Genomic DNA, 11,429 nt, shown 5'->3' with positions numbered 1-11,429 from the left:
CAAGAGGCAGATGGCCCCGTGATCAGTTCAGCCGTGCTCCGTCTTCACTCGAAAACAGATGGACGCTGTTAAGCGTCGGCGAGACCATGATGCTGTCGCCGACTGCCTGCCCTATGCGTTCCCGAAAGACGCCGAGCACCTTGGTATCGCCGAGTTTAATGGTGACCTGCGTTTCCGATCCTAATGGTTCAACCAGCATTATCTCGGCAGGCACGCCGCCGGCATCAAGCAGGAAGTGTTCCGGGCGGATGCCGTAAACGGCCTGTTTGCCGGCAAAGCCGGCCGCGGAAACTGGCAAGGGCAACACGATACCTGCGGTTTCAAAACCTCTTTCAGTTATCGTGCCGGTCAGGAAGTTCATCGATGGCGAACCGATGAAGCCCGCAACGAACTGATTTGCCGGGCGGTCGTAAAGTTCGAGCGGCGTGCCGATCTGCTCGACCCTGCCACCATTGAGAACCACGACCCTGTCGGCCATCGTCATCGCCTCGACCTGGTCGTGCGTCACATAGATCGTGGTGGTCTTCAGCTTCTGGTGCAGTGCCTTGATCTCGCCGCGCATGACGACGCGCAACTTCGCATCAAGGTTTGACAGGGGCTCATCGAACAGGAACACCTGCGGATTGCGAACAATGGCCCGGCCCATCGCAACGCGCTGGCGCTGGCCGCCGGAAAGCTGGCGCGGATAACGGTCGAGCAGCTGCGCAAGGCCAAGAATATCCGCTGCCCAGTTCACCTTTTCAGCAATTTCCTGCTTGCTCGAGCCGCGGTGCTCCAGCGAAAAGCCCATATTGCTGGCCACCGTCATATGCGGATATAGGGCATAGGACTGGAACACCATGGCAATATCGCGGTCCTTGGGATCGAGATCGTTGACGACCCGTTCGCCGATCCTGAGCTCTCCGCCGGTAATCGTTTCGAGACCGGCTATCATCCGCAGCAGGGTCGACTTGCCGCAGCCGGAAGGCCCGACAAGCACAACAAACTCGCCGTCCTTAATGGCGAGATCGATGCCGTGAATGGTTTTGACCGCGCCATAGCTTTTGCGGATGTCGGAGAGAGTAACGTGAGCCATCAATCGGTTTCCGGTTCTTCAGCCCTTGAGGCCGGTATGGGCGAGGCCTTCGACAAACTGCTTCTGGGCAATCACGAAGACGATGAGCACGGGCAGCGCAGTCAGCGTCGCTGCGGCAAGCTGGATGTTCCACATCGGCCCGCCATAGGCGTCGGTATATTGCGTCAGCGCCTGCGGCAGCGTGAACATCTCGGCGCTGGAGAGAAAGACGATGGGTTCGAGAAACAGGTTCCAGGAATGCAGGAACGTAAAGATCGCGACAGAAGCAAGCGCCGGCTTTGCCAGGGGCAAGGCAATCTTGCGAAATATCTTGAAACGTCCAAGACCGTCGACGCGCGCGGCCTCCTCCAGCTCTCCCGGCAGCGTCACAAAAAACTGCCGCATGACGAAGGTGGCAAACACGCTTGGCGCCCCGAAAATCGGCACGAGGATCAGCGGCCAGTGGGTGTTGACCATGCCTGCCTTCAGGAACATCTGGAAGAGCGGCACGATCGTCACTTCGGACGGGATCAGCAGGCCAAGCAGCACGATCATGAAGATCACATTGGCGCCCGGAAACCGAATCCGTGCGAAGGCATAGCCTGCCATTGAGGAGATGATCATCGTGCCGATCGTCACCACAGCGGCAATGTAGGCGGAGTTCCAATATTGCCGCACGAGGGGCTGCAACTCGAACACCTTCGCATAGGTCGTCCAGTCGTGGCTCTGCGGGATGAGCTGCGGTGGGAAGGCGAAGATGTCGCTGATGGGCTTGATGGACGAGGTAACCATCCACCAGGTCGGAAAGACGAAGGGGATAAGCAGCACGCACAGCAACCCGTAGAGCGCCACCTGCATGCGGGGGGAAAGGTCAGCTTTCATAAAAGACGATCCTCTTGCGCATCTGCCACTGGGCAAAGGTCAGCACGGCAACGATCAGAAACAGCAGGATGGACAGGGTCGAGCCGTAACCGAAGAAATGGAACTGGAAGGCCTGCTGATAGAGGTAGTAGACCAGCACCGTGGTCGACAGACCCGGCCCGCCTTGGGTCAAAACAGCGATCTGAGCAAAAACCTGTAACGAGCCGACAATGGTGATGATCGAGGTCAACAGGATCGTCGGGCTGATCAGCGGCAGGGTGATGCGACGGAACTGTTTGAAGGCTGGCGCACCGTCGATGCGGGCGGCCTCGTAGAGTTCCTTCGGCACGCCCTGAAGTGCCGCCAGAAACAGGATCATGTTGAGCCCGACATTCTTGAAGACCTGTACGACGATGACCGAAATCATCGCTGTCGTCTCCTCGCGCAGCCAGTTGGGGCCTTCGATGCCGACCATCAGCAACATGCCGTTGATGCCGCCGTTCTTCTGCAGCAGGAAACCCCAGACGATCGTCCAGGCAACCAGAGACACGACGACGGGCGAGAAGAACAGCGTTCTGAATATCGCAATGCCGGCAAGCTTCTGGTTGAGCAGCACGGCAAGCAGCAGCGCCAGCGACAGGTTAAACACGACGAGGCCGGCTGAGAATATCCCGGTCGCGCCCAGCACCTCCAGAAGATTGCCATCTTCGATGAGCATCCGGTAGTTCTGCGCACCGGTATAGGTGAAGGTATTGGCGAGCACGTTCCACTCATGCAGCGAATACCAGAACACCAGCCCAAGCGGGATCAGCACGAAGATGATGATCCCGATCAGCTGCGGGGCGATGAACAGAAAGCCAGCGAGACTGTCGCGCCGCGCGATGGTCCAGAACGCCGATGCAGGGCGATGCCGGGTACGGGTAATCTCCTGCGCGACAGCCATGGCTTTCTCCTCAGCGCTTCAGGAGCGGCGCGATCTGGCCGCAGATTTTTTGAAGCGCTCCCGCGACATCGGCCTCCGGCCGCCAGACCGCATCGAGGTTTGAGCGCACGATCTGCTGGATCTGGGCAAAGCCGGTGTGGCCGGGCATGACCTTGCCCGTGGCGATGCCTGATATGACGACCTTTTCGATCTGTTCCTGGCTGAGCAGCGGATTGGTTTTTTTCAACACCTCCGCATTCAACAGCGACTTGCGTGCCGAGGGGAAGAACTGGCTGAGCTTTGCCGAATTTTCCGGATTGGTCATGTAAGCAACGAATTCGGCCGCCGTCTGCGCATTCTTGCCAGACTGCATGACGCCGATGCCGGCCTGTCCGATCAGCGCGTATTCACCGGCCGGTCCTTTCGGCAGCGGCACGAGGTCCCAGCCGAAAGGCTTGTCCTTCGGCAAAAGCGAGGCCCGGCTGATCTGGGTAATGGTCATCGCGGCATTACCGGCGAAGAAATCGACCGTCTCGCCGGGGCCGGGCATGGCCTTCTTGCTGAAGATGGCATCATGGATGAACGATAAAGCATCCGCCATCGGCTTTTCCGCCATGGTGCAGGTTGCGCCATCCGCGCTCCAGGGCGATGCGCCCCAGCCGTTCCACACGGAGGTCAGATATTGCCAGTTCTGGTAATTGAAGTCGCGGACGACAAGCCCGCCCTTGCCGGATTTCGCGACCGCCGAGGCGGTCGCGATGGCGTTTTCCCAGGTCCATTCGCCGGCAGCGATCATCTCCGCCGGCGTCTTTGCACCTGCGGCCTTGATGAGATCATTGTTGACGAAGACCGCAAAGGGCGAGGTCGAGAACGGATAGGCGAAGAGCTTTCCGTCCTGCGACCAGCGTTCCGTGGCCCCGGCGCTGACTTCGTCGAGATTGTAACCCTGTACGGCCTTCAGCGTGTCGGTAAGCGGATAGAGCGCGCCTGACTTCACGAAATCATAGGCCGAGGTCTCGAAAATCCAGGCCATGTCAGGGGCGTTGCCACCGGCGATCTGGGTCGTCAACGCAGTGGTATAGGTGTCGAAAGGCAGGGACTCATAGGTCACGCTGACATTTGGATGGTCCTTTTTGAAGCCGGCTGCAATGTCGTTGAACAGCTTTAGATGCGCCTCGTTGGCACTCCAGATCGTCATGCGCAGCTTGACCGCATCCTGCGCCGCCGCTGCCCCTGCCAGCGCAAACGAGCCGATAAGGGCCAGCGCGCAGGCCGTGGTTTGCATTTTCCAATGACTATTCATTCCCAGTCCTCCTCCAAAGATGGGTTCGATCGAACGACAATCCGCCGTCCTAATAGGCCGCGATATCCGGCCAGCGTATTTCGATGCCCTCGCGGGTCAGCGCCGTCTGAAAGGCATGAAGATGGTCATCGTCTTCCTGCACCTGATGCGGTGTGAGACCTTTTTCCAGGCAATAGGCCGCCAGCATTCCAGCCACTTCGCCGATATTCCATTCGACTGGATGCAGGCGGTAGCAGCCATTGGTGATATGCGTCGTGCCGATGTTCTTGCCCGCCGGAATAAGGTTCTTCACGCGCTCGGGTATGAGTGCGCCAAGCGGAATCTCGAACGGGCAGGAAGGCACATCGATATAGTTGTCGCCACCGGTCGATGGGTGCAGATCGATGCGGTACATGCCGATGCCGATGCTGTCGCGATAGCGGACAGCCCCCCTGTCACCGCGAACCGTGTAGGAAAGATCCTGTTCGACGATGCGCCTGACCGGCTTGATGCGGCGGCTTTCCCGGATATAGGGCGCCATGGCAAGGCCGTGTTCGGTGCCGGTAATATCGCCTCTGAGGCGCAGGCCGCGAAAGCCCTGTCCGCCATCAAGGCGCGGCGCTTCGGTCTGCAACCAGTAAAACACCGAATAGGAAAGTTCGGCCGCCGCCTTCAGATGCCGCGCCTTTTCTTCTTCCGACACATCGATGATGGTGCCGTCCATATAGTCGATCATCGGCCAGTTCACGAGGCAGATGTCGGATTTGTAAAAGCCAGAGGCAAAATTCTTGCGTGCCGCGATCCGTCGGAAAATCCAGAGGTTTTCATCGCCACCGCCCTTGCGCTGGTCGGCATCAACCAGCAACGGATCGTCGTCCGGATTGGGCGTGAAGGAGCGGGTCGTGTGTTCCAGCGTGCGCGGATGCGGCGCGGTGAAACCGAGCATCGGCCCACCCCAGAAATGCGGCTGGTACTTGCGCCAGTAGTCGTAATTATCAGGCTTGTCGATCGTCTGATCGCCGTCGACATGATCGATTGCAAAGCAGATCGACACGGCCTGCACATTATCAGGCTGGGCTCTGGCCGGCGCACTGGGCTCACCCGTGTCCGATTGCGCCTCGAACCCCTTGGCATATTCCGTGCCCGTCATCGGCAACAGATCGCCAAGCTCGGTGGCATCAAGAATGTAGTCGGCGGAAATGACGATCTCCGCTCCGCTGTCACGATGCCGCACGGTGATCGCGCGGACCCTATCGCCGTCCACATCAGCAGCAACCGGCCGATAGGGCTTGAGCACCGTCAGCCGGTCGGCACCGATATAGGGCATAAGCATGCTTTCCATCACCGCAAGGGTCACGCGCGGCTCGGCGCAGATGCGGCTGACCCAGCCGCCACCCGGATTGAGGTCACTCCAGGAGCGGGCGCCTTCCGTCAAAGGATAATGGTCGCGGTAATATTGGCGCACGCCGTTGCGCAGCGCGCGATAAGAGCGGGTGATACCGAACTGCTCGACCCAGCTATGTTCGTCCGATGGCACGGCCTGGCTGGTCAACTGACCGCCGATCCAGTCATATTCCTCGGTCATGATCACGCGCTTTCCGGCGCGTGCGGCACCGAGCGCCGCCGCCACGCCGCCAAGGCCACCACCGACCACAAGAATGTCTGCTTGCATCTCTTTCACGTCGTCTCATCCGTTTTGTTGACTGGGGACTTATCTGGGGAGGCCACTGGAGCCGGCCCCAATGTTTCACCCTTGACGGGTTGGCACTTGAGTAGAATTTGACTTCCCAGGCTGCCGGTCTCGATGCGGTTCACCAGCATTGCAGTCGCCTGCCGGCCCATCTCTTCACGGGGAATTTCATAGGATGTGAAACGCACCGGGCTGCGGCCGGCACGAATATGGCTGCCAAGCACGACCATCGAAAACACGTCGGGCACCCCAATTCCGCGCTCCCGTGCCAAAGTCTCGACGCGCACCGCATCCGCCAGTTCTATGAAAAATGCCACCGTCGCGCCGCTTTCGATGATCGCGTCGAGGATCTTTTCGGCAGGCCGGTTTACCGCCTTTATGTGCAAGGCAAGCGTCGCCACCGTGCCGAGCGCATCACTGAAACCTCGCCAGCGGTCGGCAATCGATTCCGCCGGACCCGCAGGGCCGATATAGGCGAGCTTGGAATGCCCGAGCATCATGGCATCTTCAACAAGCTGCCGTGTGCCCGCGGCATAGTCGCCGCCAACATAGGGCACGGGCCCGCCAGCATCGTCGCGTCGGCCGATCGCCACGAATGGATAATCTTCCGAGACCAGCCGGGTAAGCTCCTTGCGGTCGAATTCACGGCCCAGGACCAGGCAGCCATCGGCGATCCGGAGCCTGTTGCCCTCGGAAAAAATCTTGCGGTTGTTGCCGACGCCGGCACTGGTCAGAAGCAGAAGATCGTACGCCTGCTGTTGCGCCTCTTCCTCGATGCCCAACAGGAACGGCGTGAAGAAGTCCGCCTGTGCGCTTGGAAAAGCAGGCTCGTAGGTGAAGACGCCGAGGATGCGATTAAGCCCCTTGGCCATGCGGCGCGCGATCGGGTCGGCGACATAACCCGTCTTGCGAATGACCGCCTGTACGCGTTCGCGTGTTTCAGCCGGGATACGCGCAATCGCGGTCGGCGCGCCGTTCAGAACAAGCGATACTGTTGCCTGACTGACGCCGGCAAGCTTCGCAATATCGTTCTGAGTAAGGCGTTTATGGCTGGTCACGCAATGCCCTCCCCGACATTCGTTGACTGCTAATACGTATTAGCTGTTAATGCGTATTAGCACGACTGCCCTACTCGGTGTCAAGAGGGGAAAGACACGCTTGCGGAGAGATGTTTTGACGAAGGCTTATGAGGCGGCCAGCCCGGCCTTATGACGGCCGCGCTGGGTTATGGGCTTTCATACCAGCGGTAAAATGGTGCCCGCTGCGGGTTCAGGGTGCCGAAGGCGTCTTTGCGTCGGCAAGCTTTTGCTGGAGAAGCCAGGTCCACATCGCCTCATCGCCGAGCACTTTTGCCTCCACCTCTTCATGGTTCGTATCTTCAAACACCGTCAGCCGCACATTGCGTTTCAGTTCCTGGAGACGCTGAACGAGGACAACAGTATCGGACAAAGGAATCACCTCGTCCCGTGAGCCGTGAAAGGCCCAGAAGGCTGTCTTTTCATTGGTGCGGTTGAGGTAATGGCGGATGCCGCCACCGGCAATTGGGACGACCGCAGCAAAAGTTTGCGGAAACTGTTCGGCCATTGACCAGGCGCCGAACCCTCCCCGGCTATATCCAATCAGATAGATACGGCTGCGGTCCACCCGATGATCCGCTACAACGGAAGCCAGGACGCTTGCGACACGTTCGATCGGATAAAGCAGTTCCTCGCTCGGATTTTGTGGCGAAAACACCATGAAAGGAAAATCACGGCCGCCTTCGATCAATTTTGGCAGGCCGCTGCGGCGCAGCTTTTCGACGTCGCTCCCGCCCTGATCGCCGCCATGCAGCCAGACCACGAGAGGATAGGTTTTGTCCGAACCGGCATAGTCTTTGGGCGTATAAAGCAGATAATTGATATCCGACGCGATCGTGGCGTCAGACCTCATGGCCTTCTGCTCGGCAAACGCAAATGTCGATGTGGCCAGTGCCGCAACAGCGATCAGGCATAGTTTCAGATGCTTCATGCTTTTGTCCTCCCAACAAACACGTCTTCCAAGACGCGACTGGTGAACTCATCAGCCGCCGGGTTGGTTCAGTGGTTTGAAAAGCATGCCGGTCAACACGCCATGCGGAACCCGATTGAGGCTGCGAATATCGATCAGCCAGGTTTGTCCACCGCAGTGTGGAGGACAGAGACATGCGTTCATTATTTGTTCTGGCCTGCTGTTTGAGTTTTTGCTAATCATTGCAACAAGAGTGCTTTTGAAAAATGCCGTCGTCGTGCGGATAGGCAAATATCAAGGATGCAGGCATGGCGGTTGCCTATCTGGACAAACTGAACGAGCAGCAACGCAAGGCCGTGGAACATGGCGTTGGGCCTTCAGGCGGACACACGGCTGGACCGTTGCTGATCATCGCCGGTGCCGGTTCCGGCAAGACCAATACGCTGGCGCACCGGGTGGCGCATCTGATCGTCAATGGCGCCGATCCTCGCCGCATCCTGCTGATGACGTTTTCACGGCGTGCCGCTTCCGAAATGTCGCGTCGTGTCGAGCTTATCTGCAAGCAGGTCATCGGCGCCAACGCCGGAGCCCTCACGGATGCGATGGCCTGGTCCGGCACGTTTCACGGGATCGGCGCCCGCCTCTTGCGAATCTATGCGGAACAGATTGGACTGGACGTGGATTTCACGATCCACGACCGCGAAGACAGCGCTGATCTGATGAACCTTGCCCGACACGAACTGGGTTTCTCCAAGACCGAGAGCCGTTTTCCGACAAAGGGCACCTGCCTTGCGATCTATTCGCGCGCCGTCAATTCACAAACGCCGCTGAAAGAAATCCTGCGCCAGCACTATCCATGGGTGTCCAGCTGGGAAGAAGAACTCAAGCAATTATTCGCCGCCTATGTGGAGGCCAAGCAGGCCCAGAACGTTCTCGATTACGACGATCTTCTGCTCTACTGGGCCCAGATGGTCAGCGATCCCGACCTTGCAGGCGATATCGGCAATCGTTTCGACCACGTGATGGTCGACGAATATCAGGATACCAACCGGCTGCAGGCCGCGGTGCTGATGGCACTGAAGCCGGGCGGTCACGGGTTGACCGTGGTGGGTGACGATGCCCAGTCGATCTATTCCTTCCGGGCAGCAACGGTGCGCAATATCCTTGATTTTCCGGCGTCTTTCAGCCCGGCTGCCGATATTATCACCCTTGATCGCAACTATCGCTCGACACAGCCGATACTGGCTGCCGCCAATGGTGTCATCGACCTTGCCCGTGAGCGATTCACCAAAAACCTCTGGACCGAACGACAGTCACTCGAGCGGCCGAAGCTCGTGACAGTAAAAAGCGAAACCGAGCAGGCGAACTTCATTATCGACCAGGTGCTGGCCAATCGTGAGACCGGCATGACGCTGAAGCAACAGGCCGTGCTGTTTCGCACCTCCAGTCATAGCGGGCCGCTTGAAGTTGAACTTACGCGCCGCAATATTCCCTTCGTCAAATTTGGCGGCCTGAAGTTTCTCGACAGTGCCCATGTAAAGGACATGCTGGCGGTATTGCGTTTCGCGCAAAACCCGCGCGACCGCGTCGCAGGTTTCAGGCTACTTCAGATGCTGCCGGGTATCGGGCCGAAGAAAGCCGGCAATATTCTCGATACGATTGCGGCAGATCCTGAACCTCTGCTCGCCCTAGCCGAAATTCCGCCGCCACCCAAAACCGGTGATGACTGGGTATCCTTCGTGCAGTTGCTGGCGAACCTGCGAAAATTGCACGGCGGCTGGCCATCAGATATCGAGCAGGCGCGGCTCTGGTACGAGCCCCACCTCGAACGCATCCATGAGGATGCCGAGACGCGGAAGGCCGATTTGCTGCAACTCGAGCAGATTGCCGGCGGCTATCCTTCCCGCGAACGCTTCCTCACCGAACTGACGCTCGATCCACCGGATGCCACCAGCGATCAGGCAGGCGTGCCGCTGCTCGATGAGGATTATCTGACGCTTTCAACCATTCATTCGGCAAAAGGCCAGGAGTGGCGTTCCGTCTTTATCCTGAACGTGGTCGATGGCTGCATACCCTCCGATCTGGGTGTCGGCTCCACCCATGAAGTCGAAGAGGAACGCCGGCTGCTCTATGTCGCCATGACGCGCGCCAAGGACAGTCTGTCACTGATAACCCCGCAACGGTTCTTCACCCATGGCCAGAACGCGCAGGGCGACCGGCATGTCTATGCCGCTAGAACCCGCTTCATACCGGCAACTTTGCTGCAGTTCTTTGAAACCGCCACCTGGCCCCTGGTTTCGGCCGCAGCCTCCGAGCGCAGCGCGCAGCAGATCCGCATCGATGTAGGCGCGCGGATGCGGGCGATGTGGAAATAGGGAAGATCGTACAGGCTGGAACGATGGATAACACGGCTGTTCGAAAGATCATCCATATCGACATGGATGCCTTTTATGCATCGGTGGAGCAACGCGACAACCCCGCACTTCGCGGCCTGCCGGTCGCCGTCGGCGGATCGGCCGCACGAGGCGTGGTGGCTGCGGCAAGTTACGAGGCGAGAACCTTCGGCGTCCATTCAGCCATGCCGTCCGTCACTGCCAAACGGAAATGCCCGGATCTGATCTTCGTACCGCCACGCTTCGAGGTATACCGGCAGGTGTCGCAACAGATACGGGAGATATTTGCCGAATATACCCCTCTGATCGAGCCGCTATCGCTCGACGAAGCCTATCTCGATGTCACCGAAAACCTGAAAGGCATGGAGATCGCCACCGAAATTGCGCTGGAGATCCGCGCAAAGATCAAGGCGGTCACCAGCCTCAATTCATCTGCCGGCATCTCCTACAACAAGTTTCTGGCCAAGATGGCAAGCGACCTGAACAAACCGAATGGCCAGGCGGTCATTACGCCGAAGAATGGGCCTGGCTTTGTTGAAGCCCTGGCCGTCAAGAAATTCCATGGCGTAGGACCCGCCACGGCCGAGCGGATGAAACGGCACGGCATCGAAACAGGCCTCGATCTCAAGTCGAAATCACTCGGTTTTCTGCAACAGCATTTCGGGAAATCCGGCCCTTATTTCTACAACATCGCCCGCGGTATCGATGAACGGCAGGTCAAGCCCGATCGCATCCGCAAATCTGTCGGCGCCGAGGACACATTCGTCGAGGATATCGACGATCTCGACTTGGCGAAGGCGGAGCTTGGCCCTTTGGCTCAGAAAGTCTGGCGTTATTGCGAGGCCCACGACATCACGGGAAAGACGGTGACCGTGAAAATCAAATATTCGGATTTCAGCCAGGCGACACGCAGCAAAACAGTGTCGGGAGCCGTGTCTGACCTCGCAACGATCCAGGAGATGTCAGAGAGCCTGCTTGCCTCCGTCTTTCCATTCAAACGTCCGGTAAGGCTGTTGGGGATTACCCTTTCCTCGCTGAGCACCGAAGAGAGTGAAGAGGAAGCGCAGCTCGCGCTTGGCCTGTGATGCCCCTGTCCCGAAAACGAAAAAGCCCGCCGCGGGAGGAGGTGCGGCAGGCTTTCCGAAATTTCGAACAACGGCTGGGAGGAGGAGTGCCATTGTTCACAAGACAACCCTTGGGAGGAGGATAGGGTCATCTCAATCCGAAGCTTTGCGGGAGGA

The 11,429-nt window shown here is 58.6% G+C and carries 9 protein-coding genes; 2 read left to right on the top strand and 7 right to left on the bottom strand.

Annotation, left to right across the window (positions count from 1 at the left end):
• Window positions 1-22 precede the first annotated feature (22 nt).
• The 7 genes from ACQZ6D_RS22190 to ACQZ6D_RS22160 form a co-directional block, all read right to left on the bottom strand.
• Window positions 23-1,075: an ABC transporter ATP-binding protein gene (locus ACQZ6D_RS22190; RefSeq protein ID WP_025594969.1), complete on the bottom strand. Its 1,053-nt coding sequence runs from the start codon at window positions 1,073-1,075 to the stop codon at window positions 23-25.
• Window positions 1,076-1,093: 18 nt separating this feature from the next.
• A complete protein-coding gene (locus tag ACQZ6D_RS22185; protein WP_448730048.1) occupies window positions 1,094-1,936 on the bottom strand; it encodes a carbohydrate ABC transporter permease in 843 nt (280 codons plus the stop codon).
• Window positions 1,926-2,858 carry a carbohydrate ABC transporter permease gene (locus ACQZ6D_RS22180; protein WP_111796677.1) on the bottom strand — a complete coding sequence of 311 codons (933 nt, stop codon included), beginning with the start codon at window positions 2,856-2,858 and terminating at the stop codon, window positions 1,926-1,928. Before ACQZ6D_RS22180 ends, ACQZ6D_RS22185 begins: the two co-directional genes overlap by 11 nt.
• Window positions 2,859-2,868: 10 nt before the next feature.
• On the bottom strand, window positions 2,869-4,140 hold the full coding sequence (locus ACQZ6D_RS22175) for an ABC transporter substrate-binding protein (RefSeq protein WP_448730049.1): 1,272 nt from the start codon (window positions 4,138-4,140) through the stop codon (window positions 2,869-2,871).
• Window positions 4,141-4,189: 49 nt separating this feature from the next.
• Complete coding sequence (locus ACQZ6D_RS22170; protein ID WP_448730127.1) at window positions 4,190-5,791, bottom strand: FAD-dependent oxidoreductase; 1,602 nt, start codon at window positions 5,789-5,791, stop codon at window positions 4,190-4,192.
• Window positions 5,792-5,796: 5 nt separating this feature from the next.
• Entirely contained in the window at window positions 5,797-6,867 is a 1,071-nt protein-coding gene (locus ACQZ6D_RS22165; protein WP_065660271.1) for a LacI family DNA-binding transcriptional regulator, read from the bottom strand.
• A 211-nt stretch (window positions 6,868-7,078) separates the two neighbouring features.
• Window positions 7,079-7,816 (bottom strand): carboxylesterase family protein, encoded by a 738-nt coding sequence (locus ACQZ6D_RS22160; RefSeq protein WP_013761149.1) that lies wholly within the window; start codon window positions 7,814-7,816, stop codon window positions 7,079-7,081.
• A 287-nt stretch (window positions 7,817-8,103) separates the two neighbouring features.
• On the opposite strand from ACQZ6D_RS22160, the gene ACQZ6D_RS22155 reads away from it, so the two are divergent.
• Both ACQZ6D_RS22155 and dinB read left to right on the top strand, forming a co-directional pair.
• Window positions 8,104-10,170, top strand: a complete 2,067-nt coding sequence (locus ACQZ6D_RS22155) for an ATP-dependent helicase (protein ID WP_448730050.1) — start codon at window positions 8,104-8,106, stop codon at window positions 10,168-10,170.
• A gap of 23 nt (window positions 10,171-10,193) precedes the next feature.
• Window positions 10,194-11,273: a DNA polymerase IV gene (gene dinB / locus ACQZ6D_RS22150; RefSeq protein WP_448730051.1), complete on the top strand. Its 1,080-nt coding sequence runs from the start codon at window positions 10,194-10,196 to the stop codon at window positions 11,271-11,273.
• Window positions 11,274-11,429 lie beyond the last annotated feature (156 nt).

Source organism: Agrobacterium sp. 22-3639C2, from assembly GCF_053522105.1.
The sequence above is the reverse complement of the archived record's forward strand: the minus strand, read 5'-3'. Positions and strand labels throughout refer to the sequence as shown.